Source organism: Bacteroidales bacterium (assembly GCA_013314715.1).
Classification (GTDB): domain Bacteria; phylum Bacteroidota; class Bacteroidia; order Bacteroidales; family GWA2-32-17; genus Ch61.
Map to the genome: position 1 here is coordinate 1 of JABUFC010000006.1, position 20,960 is coordinate 20,960.

General features: G+C 34.4%; 16 protein-coding genes. All 16 read right to left on the reverse strand.

Annotated features, from left to right (window positions below; genetic code table 11):
- Positions 1-811, reverse strand: an 811-nt coding sequence (locus HPY79_02225) for an exo-alpha-sialidase (protein ID NSW44630.1), incomplete at its 3' end; no start/stop codon positions are given.
- A gap of 1,039 nt (positions 812-1,850) precedes the next feature.
- On the reverse strand, positions 1,851-3,071 hold the full coding sequence (locus HPY79_02230) for a putative DNA binding domain-containing protein (protein ID NSW44631.1): 1,221 nt from the start codon (positions 3,069-3,071) through the stop codon (positions 1,851-1,853).
- A gap of 10 nt (positions 3,072-3,081) precedes the next feature.
- Positions 3,082-5,718, reverse strand: a complete 2,637-nt coding sequence (locus HPY79_02235; protein ID NSW44632.1) for an AAA family ATPase — start codon at positions 5,716-5,718, stop codon at positions 3,082-3,084.
- Positions 5,719-5,743: 25 nt separating this feature from the next.
- The gene (locus HPY79_02240; GenBank protein ID NSW44633.1) at positions 5,744-7,786 is read right to left on the reverse strand and encodes a site-specific DNA-methyltransferase; all 2,043 of its coding nucleotides are present in this window, start codon (positions 7,784-7,786) and stop codon (positions 5,744-5,746) included.
- 26 nt (positions 7,787-7,812) lie between these two features.
- A complete protein-coding gene (locus tag HPY79_02245) occupies positions 7,813-8,172 on the reverse strand; it encodes a four helix bundle protein (GenBank protein ID NSW44634.1) in 360 nt (119 codons plus the stop codon).
- A gap of 25 nt (positions 8,173-8,197) precedes the next feature.
- Positions 8,198-11,089 carry a DEAD/DEAH box helicase family protein gene (locus HPY79_02250; GenBank protein ID NSW44635.1) on the reverse strand — a complete coding sequence of 964 codons (2,892 nt, stop codon included), beginning with the start codon at positions 11,087-11,089 and terminating at the stop codon, positions 8,198-8,200.
- The gene (locus HPY79_02255) at positions 11,089-11,382 is read right to left on the reverse strand and encodes a helix-turn-helix transcriptional regulator (GenBank protein ID NSW44636.1); all 294 of its coding nucleotides are present in this window, start codon (positions 11,380-11,382) and stop codon (positions 11,089-11,091) included. Before HPY79_02255 ends, HPY79_02250 begins: the two co-directional genes overlap by 1 nt.
- A gap of 443 nt (positions 11,383-11,825) precedes the next feature.
- Entirely contained in the window at positions 11,826-12,914 is a 1,089-nt protein-coding gene (locus HPY79_02260; protein ID NSW44637.1) for a site-specific integrase, read from the reverse strand.
- A 331-nt stretch (positions 12,915-13,245) separates the two neighbouring features.
- Entirely contained in the window at positions 13,246-13,755 is a 510-nt protein-coding gene (locus tag HPY79_02265) for an OmpH family outer membrane protein (GenBank protein NSW44638.1), read from the reverse strand.
- Positions 13,756-13,788: 33 nt separating this feature from the next.
- A complete protein-coding gene (locus HPY79_02270; GenBank protein NSW44639.1) occupies positions 13,789-14,310 on the reverse strand; it encodes an OmpH family outer membrane protein in 522 nt (173 codons plus the stop codon).
- Between the two features lie 19 nt (positions 14,311-14,329).
- Positions 14,330-16,861, reverse strand: a complete 2,532-nt coding sequence (gene bamA, locus HPY79_02275) for an outer membrane protein assembly factor BamA (protein NSW44640.1) — start codon at positions 16,859-16,861, stop codon at positions 14,330-14,332.
- Positions 16,862-16,863: 2 nt separating this feature from the next.
- Positions 16,864-17,622 (reverse strand): isoprenyl transferase, encoded by a 759-nt coding sequence (locus HPY79_02280; protein ID NSW44641.1) that lies wholly within the window; start codon positions 17,620-17,622, stop codon positions 16,864-16,866.
- Entirely contained in the window at positions 17,609-18,319 is a 711-nt protein-coding gene (locus HPY79_02285) for a hypothetical protein (protein NSW44642.1), read from the reverse strand. The genes HPY79_02280 and HPY79_02285 overlap by 14 nt, the downstream gene beginning before the upstream one ends.
- Position 18,320: 1 nt before the next feature.
- Positions 18,321-19,064, reverse strand: coding sequence for a hypothetical protein (locus tag HPY79_02290; protein ID NSW44643.1), 744 nt, complete (start codon positions 19,062-19,064; stop codon positions 18,321-18,323).
- Positions 19,065-19,886: a hypothetical protein gene (locus HPY79_02295; protein NSW44644.1), complete on the reverse strand. Its 822-nt coding sequence runs from the start codon at positions 19,884-19,886 to the stop codon at positions 19,065-19,067.
- Positions 19,887-20,070: 184 nt separating this feature from the next.
- Positions 20,071-20,958, reverse strand: a complete 888-nt coding sequence (locus tag HPY79_02300) for an NAD kinase (GenBank protein ID NSW44645.1) — start codon at positions 20,956-20,958, stop codon at positions 20,071-20,073.
- Positions 20,959-20,960 lie beyond the last annotated feature (2 nt).

Here is a 20,960-nt window from a genome sequence, read left to right on the forward strand (position 1 = left end):
TTATATTCCAAGCGCTTGGTCCATTTTCCAATAAATCTTTTGCTATTCCATAAACTACATTCAATTTTCGAGTTCCTCTGTTAGTATAATAACATGCAACAATTCCAATTCCTTCATAGTTAATAAATGATAGCCATGGTGGTGCAGGATAATCGCTTAATTGTTCGAAGCTTGTGTCTCCCTGAGAAGTCCAGTTTTGACAATTATTTTCACTTTTAAATTGATGAAACTCCTGAAAATCATAACCATCTTTTCGTACTAATAATATGAAACAACCACCTCCAATGTTTACAAATGAAAATTCTGTATAAAAGAATTGTTCTCCTCCTTGTATTGAGTTAGTATGATCATAGATATTTAAATTAGAGAAATTTTGCCCGTTATTGATTGAATTAAACAAGTTTAAACGATAACGGCATGAAGTTAAATTGCCTGGCAATGGACCAATAAAATTATTCTCATACCAAGGTTGATAAAGGACTCCATTACCAGCATCAATAATATGACCATAGGGACTAAAACCAGAAAGAGTAGTAGTAAGTGATTGTTGATTACTCCAATTTTGTCCGTCATCATCACTATATCTGTAATTCATAGACAAACATGGTGGTTGTGCTTGATAGTTGTATCGTATATAGAACAAAAATAATCTGCCGCTACTTACATAACCACCTGCGATGTTTCTTAAATCAACACTTTGTTCGGCAAATAAAACTTCCTCATTTGACCAGTTGGCACCACCATCTCCGCTGTGCCTTATATAAATTGAACCTATACTACCGACATACGCTGTTCCCTTTCTGTAAACCATTACCAAATGACCATACAATAGGGTTTACCGACATGAAACCAAAATGTTCGTAACCGGAACCAACATTTAGATTTGTAAATGTCTTCTGAATAGTGCTGCCCAATGGCCAATAGTTCACAGGTGTTAAAGCCATATAATTTCAATTTTATTGTGATTCATTACTTTAATATTTACAAAATTAAGCTATAATTTTGTAAAAGTCAAGTCAAAATTTATTTTTTTGCATGGTTTCTAACGGCTTCGGAATTACCTTCGGTGAGAACGCTACGCTTAGTTGGTGTAACAGAGCCCGATGTTTTGCTTGCAAAACAGTAAAGGGCGAAGCTGCATCCTAATCGGGCTCTGTTACACCAATTCTCGTGATAGAAGCTGTACGCTTCATGCGGGAATAGGCATCGAACAAAGAACGTTATCCAGAGCCCGATTATTTCCGAAGCCGTCCCGAGTATTCGGGAGAGAGCAATAGGTTTTGAGAATTTAGAAATTTCTCACCAATCTCTTGCCCATGCTCAAAAAGGTTAGAACCTTCAACCCGCTTTAAAACTTCTCCATATCACAGAAATTTTAAATGGAAAAACCGTAAAGCGAAGCGTATTGCTCTCTATCGGTTTGCGTGTATGTGCAGTAGCGGATTAGAAGCACTTTCCTGTCAGTTTATCACTAAGTTTCTTAGAAGCACAGACCTTCGTTTTACCTCTTCACCCGCTATTGCCACATACACGCTGTTACAGGCTGGCGTTCTTGTCGTCCGTGTCTTGCAACCATTGACTTTATTAAGTTTTGCAACCAAATGTCCGATTGTTTTTGTGTCGGGTTGTGAGTTAGCGTTTTTAAAATTTTTAGAAGGGAAGGAGATTTTTAATTTTTTCTTTTCAGCGTGGGACAGGCATACTCTTTTGCAAGCTTTGGTTTGTGTGCCGGCTTGCGGGGCTTGCCAATGTGTATGACTGTGATGCAAGGGCCTATATGTAAAGCGAATTGTATTCATTATCGTCACTCATTATTTTTACCTTTTAGCTTTGATAGTTTTGATTTAAACTCAATTTTGTATTGGATAATAAATGGTTACTTTAAATGTTTCATCTGTTTCTTCCATTATAACATCGTTCATGCCCATATCACGAAGCGTTTCGATAACGATTTTTCTTATACCAAGACCCTTATGTTCCATCAAACCAAAGTATTGTGCAAATTGGACTAATATAGGGTTTCTAGGATATTTCTGACCTGCCTTTATTTTTTCAATGGTTAGGGTGTTCGGTAATCTTCCGGCACTTTCTATTTCTATTCTATTACTGAATAAACGTATTTCGTTTTTTGCTTTTCTGGTATAATCACGGTGAATGATGCTGTTTACCACGAGTTCCCTGAGTATTTTTTCCGGAATTTTCCAATGCTTTACACGAGTAATGCCATCTCCTCCAATTTCCTCTATCGCCAATTTTTCTGATAAATGTTGCATAACATTATCTACTAAACCGCTTCGCTTCAATTCATTATTGTCAAATATTCTGCCCACAGGAGATTGGAAAATTGTATCTGATAGGCTATTCATTTCAATATCATCAGCAGGGTAATGTATGACACGAATACCATGCTGTGGTAAAAAACGTCCGGGATTTTTGCCAAAAAGAACAAGCCCGGTAATGCTGCACACTTTTGCATCAAAACTGCTTTCTACCAGTAAATCCAATTGAGATAGACGCAAACTAATTTCATTATCTTCTTTTAATTCATCACCAAAAACTGTTTTATAGAAGTGAATGAATAATTCTTTGTCAATATCATCCAAGGAAGAACCAGACACAGGTGCTATTTCAAAATGATAATAACCTGATTCCTGACTCATTCTTAGAATCTGATCTCTATCGGCTATACGGGATGTACTGCCAATACGGATGTAAATGGTTTCCCTATCGTTTTCCTTAACGGCATAGGGTTTTAAAATCCCTTGCTCAACAGTAATGATGGCTACTTTTTTTCCCTCAGGAGTTACAACCTCTTCATAAATTGGAATAATGGAAGGGGTGATGTATCTGCTAAAAACGGTATCCATTACCCATTCTTCACAGTTTGTCCGATTAAGGCCAACTATTTCTTTTGTTTTGTCGTCTATTCCTAAAAATATCTGACCACCTCTGAAATTACAAAAAGCCACGATTTCTTTAGCCAGCTGTTCGGGGCGAATATCATCTCTTTTAAATTCTACTTTAGAATTTTCAGGATTGGCTAATATTTCTAATAATTCCTGATACCGCATAATCTAAAAATTAAAAATTGTATTTTAATCTTCGCATTTCAAAGGCTTGTTTTCCGCCTTCCAATATCATTTCAACCATTGGCTTTAAATTCGGATTATCTATTGAGCCAATATGTTCATCTTTAATTAAAGCACTTCCTTGATCTATTTCCATTACAGCAATCCATTCCGCATCACCAAAAACAGGGATATTAGCATTGTGGGTGCTAAAAATAAACTGCCGTGTTTCTTTTTGATTTCTTAATTCACTGACGATATTTTCAGCTATAAAAGCATTATCCAGATTATCTTCCGGCTGGTCAATGATTAAGGGGTCTTTGCTTTCGAGCAATAGTAGGTTCAATATAGCAGTACATTTTTGACCGGATGAAAGATTTTTGATATCCTTAAAATTCAATTCTTCACGTGTACCAACGTTAAGCATGATATCCAGTGTTTCGCTTAAAACTATTTCTTCCAGTTCTAAAACTTGTTCTTTATTCAATTTCGTCAATGTTTCAGCAACGTTAGTAGTCATGTTATAATCATTGCGTAACTGATTGATGTCTCCATTCCTGATATCAATTACCAATTGTCTTACACTTAAATCATCTTTTGCATCTACCCACTCGATTTTCTTTTCTCCAATTCCGGGGAGCTTCATTAAAAAATCTTTTAGCTCGTTGCGATTCCCACGGTACCGGACTTCAATTTTCATTTTACCTTCCAGTTCTTTCTTGTTAAGTCTTTTTGCTTGTTTCTCAATGGTCTGGTAGCGGTTATATACGGCATTATCTAAATCGCTGAGCAAACTTTCTCTTTCTTTAACCAACTCATTTTTCCATTTTTCCTGTTTTTCGTATTGGTTTTGAATGCCCTGAATGGCAGCTAATTCACGACTGATAGTTGAAAATTCACGCGCTATATCGCTACCTTTTCTACCTGAAGTATCCGGAAGTTTTTGAATTAGTTTATTGAATTCTTCTTCAAAGGCCCGAAATTTTTGTTCCCATTGATTTTTCAGCTCTTTTGTTTTATTTTCAAATTTTTGACCGGCTGCATTGATTTGCTGCAATGCTTGTTTGATAGTTAATAAATATTCTTCCCAGGCAGGTTTCAAATTTTTAAGAATATCAGTATTAATTAGATCGCTCAATGAGTTTTCTTCCAGATACTGTAAATCAATTTGTTCAATTAATCTGAATAAATTTTCAATGCTTTCTTTGATTTCAGCGTATTCTTTTTCGGAACGCCCAAATACACGTTCTTTTTCTTTGTTGTAAATATCCTGCTCTTTAAATTTTTTATCTAAACCTAAGTCTTGTAAAGCTTTCTGCCTTTCTTTAAGTTGCTTTTCTTTGTTTTTTAAGTTTTCCAGTTCGTCCAGTTTGTTGATTGCTTCTAATAATTTTTTTCGGTTTTGAACTAATTGATTTTTTATTTGATAAATGCTGTTATCCTGTGCCGGTAAAAATCTTTCGAGAATTTTTACATGGTTTTCGCGTTTTTCTGCGAATTCAAAAATTTCATTCTGTCCGAATATTTCTATTTCGGGCAAAATATCTTTGACGGATAAGTTGGATAAACTCCCGTCTTCATTTTTTATTACCAGTGGCTGTCCATAAATACGTTCAATGATGTAAGTTTTATTATATCTGCTTGAAAAAAGAGCAATACTTATTTTTCCATCAAAAAAGTTTTCCTTTAAAAGTTCTTTAGCTCTGTTTTTGGAACTTTCGGAATGATAATTCAAATCCAGCCCATAGCGTATGCACTCTATGAGCGTACTTTTCCCTGTACCCCTACCGCCAATAATAGCATTCAGGTTGGAATTGAAGTGAAGTTCTAAACCACCGTGGAAAAACGATGATTGAATTTTCAGGTGTAATAGTTTTGAATGTTCATCTTTAGGTCTTTGGGAATTTAAGCGTATTCTGGATTCTCCATCTAAGAATGCTTGTCTGAGACCTTCAATAGAAGGTTTATCCATTTTTATCCAGCAAGTAGCTAAAGGATTGGATAGGGTTTCAGGTCTTTCAATATCTTTTGCATTGATGATGGCTACTTTTCTCTCTCTGCGATAATTCGGGTCTTTGTTTTCGATGATTTGCTTGTACTTTTGATCTAACTCATCTACCGATGCCTTATTGATTTGTGCAGCCATTACAATTTTGGGATCATTCCATAAATGGGTGTAACTTCCTTTGAACAAAAGTCCGTTTTCTTCTTCTACATGTGCAGCATAAGTAATTCCGCCTGCTTCTAAAACTTTTTGAACAATTTCCTGGTAAGTAAGTGATGAATTGTCTGTTTTTTTATTAGGAAAAGCGCCTCCTTGTAATGCTCCTAATATTTGATTGAGCCAGGTGGTGTCTTTATCGGGCGGAAATAAACAAATGATATGAATTTTTTCGGCACTGCATAATTCAAAGCCCGGAAATACATAAATGCCTGCTTCGGTAAGTATTTTTCTGAGATTTTCGGTTGAGTTTACATCGCCATGCTCTGCCAAGCCAATTACTTCAATGCCTTCTTGTTGACAAATTCCCAGAATACTTTTATTATATTTTGTTTCATCAAATAATTCCCCTCCTCTATAATCGTGATTATAGCGATAGGAATTTACCTGCAAGGCACATTTATAAAATTTAGCTCCGGTTGGTTTCATACCGTATTTATTTAACATTTATACTTTACTCAATTGCCTTTATCGTTTCATCACCGCTGATATTCCTGATTTTAATTCGTTTTGGTTTTTTCTCGCTGGTGATTTTTCCGTCCCAAAAGTCTTTTGTTTTGATTCCGTCTTTTATTACATAACCCAATTTATCAATTTTAATTTCGGTGCTACTGTGCCATGGTCCCTCAGAATTTTCACAGTCGAGTGAGATGAGTTCTATGAGTTCTAAGCCTTCTTCGCTGATGCTGATAGGTTCAAACTTTTTGCCTGTGGTTAGTGATTGAAGGTTCCCCTTTTGATTAAACTCATTGATTTTCTGAATAAGCCGGTCGCTTTTAAAATTGTTAATTGTTAATGAATAATGGTTAATGGTTAGTTGTAAATTGTTAATTGTTACAGTATCGCCTGCTTTTTTATTTTCAAATAATGCCTTATCCATATTTTTATCATCATTGATAAAAACTTGCTCTCCTTTTTCATTAACCAATAACCATTGACCACTAACCATTATTTGATCTTCAAGCACCACTTCGTGAAGCAGGTTTTTCAGGTCTCGTAGTTCTACTTCAATTTCAGTGGCGTTGTTGTCTTTGATGAATTTTTCAATTTCGTTTATGTCGTCCACATCTACATAGTACACAATGACTTTTTTAGCGTTGACTTCTAAATTCTGTAATTCCTGATTGATAATGGTGTTGATGTTAGGGATATCCAAAACCTTTTCCTGTGTATTGAGCAGGTTAGGTACATATACCGGAACAGTTCCCAACTTTGCTTCTGTTATGGCACCAAACCAAAAATTGCTGATGCCGGGGACATTTCGCTGCAAACCCGGTATAAGAGTTGCCAGTTTATCCATGGTTTGTTGCGGGTTGCGGAATAAACTAACACCATCTTTTATTTCGAGGATTTGAAACGATGCTCCGGCTTGTATCAATCGATCACGGGTAGTTTGTATGCTATTTATTCCTACATCTACGTGAATAAAATTTCTACCTAAATCGTGTGCTACCTTTGCAGTAGTGCCGCTACCGCCAAAGAAATCGGCAACTATCATTCCTTTATTGCTGCTGGCTTTGATAATGCGTTCTAAAAGAGCTTCGGGTTTTTGAGTTGAGTAATCAACTTTTTCATCAACTTGCCTAACAAGTGGTATTTCCCATACACTATCGGGTATTCTACCCTCTTTTGCATAAACAATTTCTTTGCTTCCTTTTACCAATGAACTTACTTTATATTTTTTACCGTCTTCATCAGTATGATTATATCGCTTTAAAGTACTCTCGCTATATGGTAATAAAACATCATCGAGATTTAAAGTAAAATCTTCTGATTTAGAATAAATAAATATTGTATCGTGTTTTTTCTGAAAACACTTAGTAGGTATAGAGTTACCTGTATAATGCCATATAATTTCATTAATTAAATTATCTTCCCCAAAAACTTCATCCATTAATATTTTCACATAATGCCCAATATGCCAATCGAGATGTACATAAATGCTTGCTGTGTCGCTCATTATGCTTTTAATAGCCATTAGGTTTTCGTACATCCAATTTAAATAATCTTCTTTATTCCAAATATCACCATACATTTTTTCTTCAAAAGAGCGTAGTTCTTCAATGTCAAGTTGTTCTTCGGCTTTAGCAATTTTTTCGGCAAGTTTTGGATTACGTCTGATATAAACTTTTTTAGCATAATCGGCACCACTGGCAAAAGGTGGGTCAATATACACCAAGTCCACTTTTATGCCTTTTTCTTTCAGATATGCACAAGCCGAAATGCACTCTCCACGAATTACCAAATTATCACTAATGGTTAATGGTGAATGGTTAATTGTTAATGAGCGCTCGCTTGTATTTTCATTAGCCCTTAACCCTTGACCATTAACAACTTCAATGGTTTCTACTTCATAATAGGGCATACCTCTTTTAATGCGGTCGTACACCTTATTGTTTTCGCGGTAACGCAACAAGCGTTGTGTGCGGGTAATGTTGTTTAAAATGGCTTGCCCTTCAACGGTATCAGGATAGTATGGGATGTATTTTACTGGCATTTTTTTTAATTGTTAATTATCAATTATTAGTTGTTAATGTTTGCTTTGGTTGATTTGATGATTGATGTAAGTAGTTTGATTATTTCTACTGCATCATTATTGATACTATGAAATTGTTCATTGGTTAAATAGTCGGTTTCTTTTAGTAATTCGAGCCAATAGATACTTTCATTTATTTCTTTTTGAGCAATTGACATTTTATGTTTAAAATCTGCTTTGCTTTCAGAGTGTTCAGCTTCTCTAACTAATGCACCAACAGCAGTTCCACTTCTCAACAATTGTTTTGAAATCACATATTCCTTTTTTGTTTCGCACAAAAACTGATAGAGCTTTACAACTCTTATGGCAAAGGCAAAACTTTTATTCTTAATTACGTTTTCTGTCATTTCATTAACCATTTACAATTAACCATTAATCATTGAAGAACTGGTTAATCTTGTTGTTCAATTTCGCTATGTTGGCTGCAATGTCTTTGCTATCTTCCAAATAGAGGAAGTCAAAACGCTGATAGCCGAATTTTTCTCTGTTGAGTTTCAAAAACTCGGTTTCCACAAAATTTTTCTTTTTCAAAAATGTTTTATCCTGCCCATAAACAGAGCCTTTTGTTTCAATAATTAATACTTTGTGGATGGTGTTTTTTTCTTTGCGTTTTATCATGAGAAAATCGGGGGTGTATTTCCCTATGTTTTTCCAATATTTTCTCTCTTTGGCAAAACAGTTAATAAAAAATTCGGTCAAGCCACGTTCTCCATTATAGTATATTTCTAATCCTTTGTTTTTGAAATCGGATAGTTGCAAGGCTTTTTGAAGTGTTTCAATTTCAAAGCCACTACTTCCGCTACCTCCAAAGTTATAGGGCAAATAATGAAAGGTTTGATTTTTTGATTTTACAGCCAGTGAATAATCATATTTTTCACAGTAGCTCTCAAAAGGTAATACCATATCTCCAAACCCTTGCTTTGTCATCGTTTCTTTCATTTGCAGATATTCTTGATGCAATTTTTCCAAATCAATATTTACTTCTTTATTTGATTTGTCTAATTCCAAAATTTTTGCTGTGTCCGTTTTATTTGGGTAAAGTTTAGCATTCTTCTCTACCTCTGATAATCGTTCCGCAATCAAAAGTTCGGCTTGTTTTGGAATTACTTCTGTGTTAGTTTGTAAATTTCGTTTAATGCTGAAAGCCAGACGGATTTTAGATTGGATGGTGTACAGGTCGTATAACTCATTGAAATAGCGTTGTCCGTTCTTTTCATAAGTAATAGTTTTGAATATCTCTTTCAGCTGTTTATCATATTGGTGCAACAGTGATTCAGAAATTAAGCCGAAACTTTCTCTTGAAATTTCAAAAAGCCACTGGTTGAAATTAGCAAAAGAGATTCCGGTTTCATTGATAACATCAATTTCACCTGTGTCAATATTGGCAATGTCGCTTGTTGTTATCAGTGCAGATGCTTTAAAATTTTCAATGTTTTTAAGCAATGCTTCTAGTTTAGCTTCTGTATTCGGTGTTTTTTCTTCTTCAATTGCCTGATAGGTTACTTTCATTTGATAAAAATCCACTTTCGGCAATTGTAAAAACTCCATTCTCGAATAACGGGGCAAATATTCAATAGCAGCTTCTCTTCGCGTTCTGTTTATTTCGTCAATACTGGTGTTTTGTTCCTGTTTTAATTGTTTGTTCAGAATTTCCGCATTCTCTTTATTTAACCATATCAAAGCGGTTTCGTCTTTGCCTTTATCCACCTGGCGTAAACACCTGCAAGAAGTTTGTAAAACCATATTTTGAGGGCTGTCGCCTTTTTGAGAAAGTATTACGCCTGTTAAACTTTTACAGTCCCAACCTTCTTTACCTACCTGTACCAAAAGGATATACCGCTTTTGGGAAACAGGTAAATCCAATGAACGAAACTCTAATTCGCTTCCTTCAGGTTGCGGATGTGCTTTGTTTCCTTTATGAAAGCGTAAAATCTCATTGGGATTTATTTTCAATTCGCCTGTAAGGAACGGATAAACTTCTTCCTCTAATACTTCAATATTGCTGCAATAGATAGCAACTTTTGCAATCGTTCCGTTTTCGTAAACCTTGTTTTTGTATTGGTTGTCGAAATCCTCAATGCCTTGTTTAATAATTTGGAAACGGTCAAGGTTTTGCCCGATTTTTACTGTTGGTGTTTTTAAAAACTTTTTAATAGCTGTAACTAAAGGATAATAATAAACCGTGTTGGTTATTTGAGTAAATTTAAACTCAAAATCTCCTACTTTTATTTTTTCTGCATTGGGTAAATAAGGTGTACCTGAAAAACCAACAACAGTTGTGATGTTGCCTTTGCTGTGCCAGTAATTAACAGCTTGTCTTAATTTGATGTCATCCGTAGCTGCATGGTGGACTTCATCTATAAAAATTGACAAATTGGGGATTTTGCCAAATAAGCGTTTCAGGTCGTTGGTTGTATCTTTCTCCTCCTCATCCAATTCAAGTTCTGTCTGAGCATTAAACTTAAAGCTTTCCAAAATCACTTTTTCGGCATTTACCACAAATACTTGTCCGAATGGATTGGGCAGGCAGGCATTTACTTTTTGAGCATTCGGATTTCTTGCCTTGTTACTTTTCTTTGCTGTTTTCTGTTCATCCAGCACTTCAAACTTTAAAATTTTTTTCAGATTGCTTGCCGATGGTTCGGGTAATACCCAAGAAGGGTCAAAGTTTTCAATGGTTTTTAAACTCGGAACAATGGAAGATTTTAAGCCCGAAGGAATAAGCACTAAAAAGTTGTGAGCAAATGCTTTGTTGTTGGGTTCATTGTGTGCAAAATACAAGTCCAAATAGATGAAAGCAGCCATCAGGAATGTTTTACCTGCCCCCATTGGCAAACTCATTAAATAGTCGGCATAGTTTACATTGTAGAAAATGCTTTTAATGATGGTGTCATAATCCAGAGAAGCAGGATTTGCTTTAATTAACTTTTCCAGTTCGGGGATATATGTTCCGTTACCGTTTTTCTGTCTTGTAAAATCAAAGAGAGCAAAAGCATTTCTGTTTTGGGTTAAATATTCTCTGGCAATCTGATTGATGTCAAGCCTTGCAAGGTCAGTTTCTTTGGTAAAAAAAGCCTCTGAAAACAGTTGCCAAAGTGGTTTATTCTGTCCTTGTATTTTCAGGAACAGGTATGTTTCAATAGCTTCAATTTGCGTATCACGCAAATGTCCTTTGTCTCGGATATATTTAACCAAATCACGAATGGTGCAGTCGTCAGACTGCAACCATTCGTTTTTCTTTTGTTGTATGATATAATGAAGCATTACTTTTTCTTGTATTTAATTTTTTGTTCCGCTGCTTTCAGCACTTTATTAGCCAAATTCTCGTCTTGTATTTCATCAGCAACTTTGTCACTCAGCCACGCAACCAAAAGTTCTTCTTTGTCTAGCTTGTAGAATTTGGCAAATTTTAACACCTGTTCTTTGGTCGGTTTTCTGTCTCCCCGTTCAAACTTGCTGATGATAGCTTGGTCAATTTCCATTTCGGCAGCTACCTGTCGAAGGAACAATCCTTTTTCTTCTCTTGCTTTTCTGATTATGTCACCGAAGCTATTCATAAGACAATATATGTTTTGACAATACTGGTCAAAAATAAGTATTATTTTCCGATTGTTAGTCCGTGCGTTGGAAAAAATTTAGCTCTTTTGGTTTTGCGAAGGGTTGGCTTTGTGGGTAGGGCAAAACCAAATGTGCATTTTGTGCGGTTGGCATAGAATTTCAAAATTTTTGTACGGTGGGAAAAACAATCAAAATACAGAAGCGTAGGCAATGAGGGTTGGCTTACTCGTTGTCCGTTTATTGTATCGTTTCTATGTCTGTGTTCACCTGTCAAAAGGTTTACTTTTTCTCAATTTTTAGTCGTCCGTGTCTGTTGTGTTGTGTCGTTTTACGCTTGCTGGCAACTCGTTTATAAGTATGATAAAACCATACAATACTTCCTAAATTAGACGGATATGTATGATTTTACATCATACTAATAATTGCAAAGTTAAAGAAAATATTACAAATTATCAAATGGACTTTTAATTTTTTGTAAACGTTTTTCAGATACGTGGGTGTATATCTCAGTAGTCTTTGAACTTTTATGACCTAAAAGCTCTTGGATAAAGCGTAAATCAGTCCCTGATTCAAGCAAGTGTGTTGCATAGCTGTGTCGAAGCCAATGCAAGGTTACGGGTTTTCTAATGTTACTTTTCGAAAGAGCCTGTTTTAATACGCTTTGCAGACTTTGTTCCGAATATTGATCGCCCTCTTTCTGCCCCTCAAACAACCATATTTTAGGCCGATACATTTTATAGTATTCCCGAAGCATTTCTATAGTTTTGTCCGAAATAGGTACCTGCCTATCTTTATATCCTTTTGAATTCCGAATAATAAGCATATGACGTTTAGAGTCCACATCGCCAATTTTTAAGTTCAAAAGCTCGCTGCGTCTTAGTCCACATGCATATATCAGGCTCAGCATGGTGCGATGCTTTATGTTTGCCGGGGCTTGGAGTATGGCTTTTACCTCCTCTTTGCTCAGCACATTGGGTAATTTGTGTTCGCGACGTGGGCGTTGCAACTTCTCAACCTCTATTTTGCTTTGGCGTATTTCCCTAAAGTAAAGTTTTAGTGTATTAACTACCTGGTTTTGACACGAGAAGCTATAGTTGTGCTTTAGTATATACTGGTTTACAAATAAAACAACATCGTCGTTGGTCAATTCTAAAACAGGCTTATAGTCGAAATAATTGAGAAAAACATCCAAAGCATCAGTATAGGTTTTGATTGTATTGGGACTATAACGTTTAAAGCGGAGCCATTTTTCAAACCTTCCTTTTTCTTGCAGAATATCTATTAGGGATTCATCTTTGTTTGATAGATGCGGTAGATTCTTTATATCCAACCAAGCTACACCTTTGAATGCATTAAATGCTTTGTGTAAATTAAACTGCATAATAGATAAGTACCAATATTTTTTGGTGGCACTCCAGCGAGCATTGAGTTCGGCTTTGAGTATTTCAATCAGTTGAATATCTTTTTCAAAGATAAAGCTAATAACTTGCTCGTTGCGGTGACTATCAACTTTTAGAATTATATTCTTCATTTTTATCCCCAATTAATCATAAGGGAAAAACTGTATCTATTTTTAATCAAACCTTAAATAAAATGACATGTTTTTTTAAATTTTATTCTACAGCTCCGCCCTTTCACTTACAGTTTTGTAAGCTAAAAAGAGCTTTTATGCAATGCCTGACAAGCATTTTACTTTGTCGATGTTACAAATGTAAAACAAAGATTAACAAAAATCAAGAGATAAAAATATTTTTTTCTTTTTTTAATTTTATTGTAAATAATCTATTTTAAAAATAAAATACTTTATTAAAAAAAATATCCGCTTTAAGCGGATATTTTTTTATGAATAGAATACTAATAAATTATTTAATTCCTAATTTCTTTTTTACTAGTGGTAATATATCATCTGCATCTTTAGGATAATATAGGAGTGAGCCGGTTCCTGTATCAAATATATAGGTATAACCATTTTCTTTAGATACATCTTCAATGGCTTTTTTAGCTTTGTCGATAATAGGTTTTAAGAGTTCTTGTTCTTTTTTCTGCAAATCTTGTTGTGCATTAGCTTGAAAAGTTTGAATACGTTGTTGCAATGAGGTTAGTTCTTCTTCTTTATTTTTTTTGATGAGATCGGTAAATGTATCCTTTTTTTCAAGGTATTCGTTGTATTTTTTCTCAAGCTCTTCTTGCATGGCTACTAATTGATCTTCTAATTGTTTTGAATAATCTTGTAATGTTTTTTGAGCTTGAGCCTTGTCTGGCATAGCATCTAATAAATCGTTAGAATTTAAGTGCCCAAACTTAACTTTTTGTTGCGAATATCCTGTTGCAACTAGTCCTGTAATAATAAGAATTAAAAATACTTTTTTCATAGTGCTTAATTTTTTTTTTGCAAAGATAATGATTTAATTTTTATATCCTAACTTTTTTAACACCTCATCGCTTTTATCGAGTTTAGGGTCGGTATAAAGCATATTAGCATTGCCAGCTGTATCAAAAATAATAGCATAATTTCCTTGTACGGCAATGTCTTTAATGGCGTTGAATACTTCATCTTGAATGGGTTTAACGAGTTCTTGACGTTTTTTGAATAAGTCGCCATCTTTACCAAAGTATTTTTTTTGAAGGTCTTTAGCTTCTTTTTCTTTGGCAATGATTTCATTTTCTCTTTTTGTTTTCATTTCTTCGGTTAAGAGTACTTTTTCGGCTTGAAAATCTTTGTACATTTTATCGACTTGTGCGTAAATGTTTTCGATTTCTTTTTGCCAATCGGCTGATATTTTATCGAGTTGAGCTTGTGCTGCTTGGTAAGCAGGAATGTTTTTTAAAATATAATCGGTATCCACGTATCCAAGTTTTTGGTTTTGTGAATACATGAGTCCTACTGTTAGTAGAACATAAGCTAAAGTAAAGATGATTTTTTTCATAGCTAAAACTATTTAAAGGTTAAAAATTCTGTCCTATAATAAAATGGAATTGGCTATGATTTTCTCCTGGTTGAACAGCATCGTCGAAGCCATAACCCCAGTCAACTCCTAATTTACCGAACATGGGTAAGAATATTCTAATACCAACACCTGCAGAGCGTTTTAAATCGAATGGATTAAATTCATTAAAGTTAGTAAAGCAGTTTCCACCTTCGGTGAAAGCTAATACATAGAAAGTAGCATTGGGGTTGAGTGAGAGGGGGTATCTTATTTCGAAGCTATACTTATTGTATATGTTACCTCCTTTTAGTGGAGTAATCGATCCATTGCCATATCCACGTAGAGCAATCGTTTCTTTACCATATAAATTATATGATATGAGGCCATCGCCGCCCATGTTGAATCCTTCGAAAGGAGAGAAACCGTAGTCTTTGTTATACATTGCTAAAAATCCAAATTCAATTTTGGAGTTTAGTATCAAATCTCCTGCCAATCTTGTTATAAAAGACGATTTAAATGACCATTTATGATATTCAATCCATTTATATTTTTCTTTATCAGTCAATGTAGAATAATCTTTGTTGCTTAATAGTGAATAAGGTGGTGTAAGCTGAACGCTCAATGATATATCGGAGCCTCTACGTGGATAAATGGGTTGATCGATGCTGCTACGTCCGAAAATGGTTCTAAAGCTTATATTTTTGCTATTTCCATCGGAGAATGAGAATAAATAACCGTATTTATAATTATTAAGTTGATAGTTTTGATAGCTAAGTTCATTGTATAGAGTAAAGAAATCGTCGGGCCATTTGAGTCTTCGACCAATACCGGTAGAAACGCCTAGTATATTCATAGCTTGTCTGTTTGCATCACCTCTGGCAATGCCATTTGATTGTACAATGTAATAGGTTGAGAGTGAAAGTGAATTGGGTTTTTTACCACCAAGCCAAGGTTCAACAAACGAAGCTGTGTACGATTGATAATAAATACCATTGGTTTGTGCTCGTAAACTTAATCGTTGTCCGTCGCCAGCGGGGAGGGGCGCCCAAACTTTTTTGTTAAAAATGTTTTTTATGCTAAAATTGTTAAAGGCGACACCTAAGGTACCGACAATCATACGAGCCCCCCAGCCTCCCGAGAGTTCGATTTGGTCGGATGGTTTTTCTTCGAGAATGTATTCTAAATCAACGGTTCCATCGGCTGGATTGGGGGTTGGTTTAACATCCATTTTTTCGGGATCGAAATATTGCAAAGCAGCTAATTCACGCATTGTACGCATAACATCGGAACGACTATATAATTGACCTGGTTTGGTGTATATTTCACGACGAATTACGTGTTCATTTGTTTTTGAGTTCCCTGTTATTTTAATATTATTTATGGTAGCTTGTTTGCCTTCATATACTCGTAGTTCTAAATCTATAGAGTCGTTTTCTATTTGAGTTTCAACAGGGGTAATGTTAAAAAACAGGTATCCATTATCTTGATATAGCGACAATATGCTGTTTTGGTCGGTAAACAATCTTTCTTCTAATAGTTTTTGGTCATAAACATCTCCCTTTTTTATAGCTAAGAAATGATTTAGTGTATCGGTGCTATATTTAGAGTTACCAACCCATTTTATGTTTCTGAAATAATACTTATTACCTGGTTCTATCCAAATTTTTATACCTAAGGTTTTGTCAGATGTGATGTAAACAGTATCTTTATTTATTCGAGCATCTCTATAGCCGAAACTGTTGAGTTTTTCTATTACTTTTTGTTTATCGTCGGAGTATTTGTCTTCGTAAAAACGTGAAGTTTTAAAAATTCTGTACCATTTTTTGACTTTAGTTTCTTTCATTGCAGAGCGAAGGTTGATGTATGGCGATGCTTTAAATATTAGCAATCGACTTCTATTTTGGCTTAACGATGCGTCAAAAAGTTTTTTGTTATTGATGATTTTGTCTCCTATAAATAGAATTTCACTTATTTTATATTTTTTGCCTTTTTCGACATTAAATGTAAGAATAATATGGTTGGCTAAAGCGGTATCGGGTATTTGACTAACGTTTACTTTGCAGTTGTAAAAGCCTTTTTCATAAAAGTGTTTACGAATAATGTATTTTGTGGTTGAGAGTGTATTTTCGGTAACTTGATTGCCTCTAACTAACCTAATTTTTTCGCGTAAATCATCAGCTTCGCCTTTACTAACGCCGTTAAATGAGAATTTACTAAGGCGTGGTCTTTCTTGAAGTTGAAAGGTTAAAAAGGCAGTTTTTCCTATAGTTTTATTTAAAACAACAGTTATATTTGAGAATAATCCTTGATCCCATAGTTTTTGTATGGCTTGTGTAATTTTATCGCCTGGAATATCGATGGAGTCTCCAACTTGTAAACCTGCAATGTTGGCTAAAACTCCTTCGTCGAGGTATTGAATTCCGCTAAATTGGATACCTCCGATTTCAAATTTTTGAGGACTTTCGTAATCGATCGTTTCGTTTTGCGAAAGTAATACATTATTTAATAGTAAAAGTATAAAAATATAAATTCCCCACCTGCTGTTCTTCATAATTATTTAGAATTAATTTGTTCGGTTGTTTTGCCAAAGCGACGTTCTCTTTTTTGAAAATCTATAATGGCATAGTAAAAGTCTTCTTTTGTAAATTCAGGCCATAGGGTTGGTGTAAAATATAATTCAGTATATGCTAATTGATAAAGTAAGAAATTACTAATTCGATACTCTCCACTAGTTCTTATGAGCAAATCGGGATCGGGTATGGGATATGAATTAAGGTGTTGTTGAATAGTTTGGTCGGTAATATCTTCGGGTTGTAATTGGTTGTTTTTTATTTTATAAGCAATATTTTGAACCATATCTTTAATTTCCCATCGGGAGCTATAACTAAGCGCTAAGGTAAGGGTTAAACGTGAATTTGATGCTGTTTCGTTTATGGTTTTTGTTAATTTTTCATAAACCTTGGGTGGAAGTTGTGTCAAATTTCCAATAGCATTGAGTTTAATATTATTCTTATTAAGAGTAGGTAATTCTTTATTGATGGTTTCTACTAATAAATTCATTAACGCATTAACTTCGTCTTGTGGGCGGTTCCAGTTTTCAGTTGAAAATGCATATAAAGTAAGGTATGGAATACCAAGTTCAGCAGAAGCTTCGGTAACATTTCGAACCGATTCTGTACCTTTATTGTGTCCGAAAATTCTTGATAGTCCTTGTTTTTTTGCCCAACGTCCGTTACCATCCATAATAATGGCCACGTGTGTAGGAAGTTTATTTTTGTCTATTTGTTCTAATAAATGATTACTCCCATGCATTGCAAATTTCCTCTGTTAATCTGATTTTATATGTTAAAAAGAATCCCAAAAAGGCATAATAATCTTTTTGATGATAATATGCTATTTGTTTGTTTAATAGATAATTATGTTCGGTGGTTGTGGTTGGTAGAGTTTTGTACCACGATAAATTATCTAAACCATCGGTGAATGTTTTTCGATATGCCCATTCTATACCTACTCCGAGGCGAGGTGCTAAATTTGCTTTAAGTCCAATTCCAAAGGGTATGGCAGGTTGGTAAACATGGTCGGCGTATGAGGCTATTAAGAATGTAGCTCCTGTAAAAACGTAGGGTGTCCATTTTTTCTTTTTATCTCCTTGTCGATAGGGTAGAAAATTAAGTTCTAATTGGGCTGTTGTTTCAACTATGGGAGTTGAAAATTTTGCGTGTCGATAATGTTGGTATTGAAATTTTGAATTATCATCGTTACCTTTTAATCCGCCTGTAAAAATACCTCCTCGTATTGCCCAACGAGTATGAAAAGCATAGCGAATAAAGCCTCCATATGCAAATTGGGGTGAATATAATAGTTTCGATGTATTTATTTCGCCTTGATAATAGGAGGTACCTGCATATAATCCAAAATCAAGATTTTGTTGAGCATGTATTGTTTTAATTTTTACAATACAACATAGTATAAGGGAGGTTACAATATATTTAATCTGTATGTTAGACATATTAGAATTTAGGTAAACCACTTCGTGCGGTTTTTAATTTATAAGTAAATATTAGCGATATTGTTGCATAGGAGTCGCGAGCCTTAGAATGTATGTCTGAAAAACCATCGAGGTAATCGGTTGTTGTATAACGTTGTCCAAACTCAATACCTATGGTAGTTCTACGGTTAAAACCATATCTAAAACCAATTCCTATAGGTATTACAGCATTAAATTTACTAAAATGTTCGTTTTTATTTGTATGAAAATCTTTATTAGTAGTATGAGGATTAAAATAAATTCCTCCAACACCAATAAAAACGTAGGTGTTAATATACATGAGTTTAAATCGTCGTAAATTTTGAAAAGTATAGCGAGCTCCAAGTCGTTCTTTTAAAATGGAATATTCGCCTTGGATGGAAGGTTCAAAAAAACCGCTATAAAAACTTGCATTTCTGTTTCTACGTGGTTCGTATTCGGTATAGGTATCGCTGCCATTTAATCGTCCGTAAATAAAATTTAATTTTAGTGCAAATTTTTCTTTAACTTTATAACGAATGCCAACAGCCAAGTTATATCTCGTACCACGTAAATCGATATCGCCTAAAAAATGGGTTCCGGGTTTATTGGCGCCTCCTAATTCTCCATAAAAGAGTGTTGGACCGCAAGATGCAAAAAGTTCATATCGTGTACGTTTCCAACGTTGTGCTTCTATGGTGTTAATTAAAAGCAAAAAAGATATTATGATGAATCCAATTTTTTTCATTTACCTAAATTTTGGTAGTCCTCCTCTGGTTGTATAAAGTTTATATGTTAAATTGAGAATAAGAAACATGTAAGCATCTTTATCTTTGGCATCGCCACGTTGTTGGTATGCGGCAGTTTGGTTGGGAAAAGTGTGGTCTGATGGATCGGCTAAATATGCAGCTACATCGCCTCGAGCTTCTCTTATCATTTGGTTGTCGAAATAGGTTGTGCTTACGTCGTCGATGTAATCTGAAAAAGTTTTTCTGGCTCCAAATTCTATACCAATATTAAGACGTCTGTTCAGTCCGTATTTGAATCCTATGCCATATGGTATGCACATACTTATTCTTGAATATTTTTTACGTGTGGGAACTAAGCCTTGTCCTTCCGTTCCTAATGGTTGTAATGCATACCATTTACCATTGTACTTGTTTTTAGGATTAAAATAAATAACGCCAAATCCGACAAAAAAGTATGTATTGGTTTTAAATCCTTTAAGACCTCTAACACGACGAAGATTATAACGATGTCCTTGTTTTTCGCGAATTATAGAATATTCAAATTGGTTAGAAAATTCTGCTATTGGCGAGCGAAAAGCAAGATTTCGATAATGCCTAAATTGCTCATTAGTAAGTTTATCGTCACCTCTAAGCCAACCATAACTTAGCATGGTTTTAGAAGATATGGTTTCGGTTATGCGGTAACGGATACCTATACTCAGTAATGGGCGGGTCATAGAAAACTCTAAATCACGAACAAAATTGGTGCCCTCTTGATCGGCACCTCCTAATTCTCCTAAAAAATTGGTTGCTCCAAGACCATAAAAAACTTCATATCGCATTCTTTTCCATCGGGATGAAGATTGTGAAAAAGTCAAATTTGACCATAAAGAAAATAAAAACAATATTAGTAATGCTCCTTTCATGGAGATTATGAAGTTTCAAAATTTGAAGTCAAAAATATATATTTTAAATTTTATTACAAAAGATTTGGTAAAAAAATACTTGAATTTTTATCAAAATAAATTAATTACGTTTATCAAGTCCCCACATTAATTTGTTTTTCAAAGTGTTAAAAAAATTGTATTCAGGACAATGGAGTAAATTGGTTTCTATATCCGCTTTTGAGATAGTAAAAGTAGCATTTATCGGAACTGATGTTGATTTATGATCTAATGATATCATGCAATGATCAGATCTACCAGTTACTTTAAGGGTTATAATACAAGAATCTGGAACAATAAGTGGTCTGACATTAAGATTATGTACGGCAATAGGAGTAATAACAAAGCTTTTAGAGTCGGGGTGAATAATGGGACCTCCCGCCGATAATGAATATGCTGTACTACCAGTAGGAGTTGCAATTATAATACCATCGGCCCAATAAGTATTTACATGAATTCCATTTATGAGCAAATCGATAGTAATCATTGAAGAAGAATACATTTTGTGAATTGTAAATTCATTTAGGGCATAGTCGAAATCTGTTTTGTTGTTTTCTGTTTCGAGCTTAAGCATCGTTCGTTTATCTATCGAATATTTGCCTCTAAAAATATATTGTAGAGCATTGTCTATATCATTAAAGTTTAAATTTGCCAAAAATCCTAATCGACCTGTATTTATACCCAAAATGGGAATGTTTTTGTTTTTTACTAAATGAACTGCTTCTAAAAGTGTACCATCGCCACCAATTACGATTAACAAGTGGATGGGACGTTTAATTTCGTCTAATTGACGATATGAAAATAATTTGCTGCGTTCGATATTTATTAAATCTTCTTTATCAATATTTTGGAAAAATGCATCATGTATAAAAATATCTTTGTTAAATTTTTGAATAGCATTGATAACGCTTAAAATATCTTTGATAGAGGATTTTAAATGTAAATTAAAATATAATAAAATTGTATTCATAA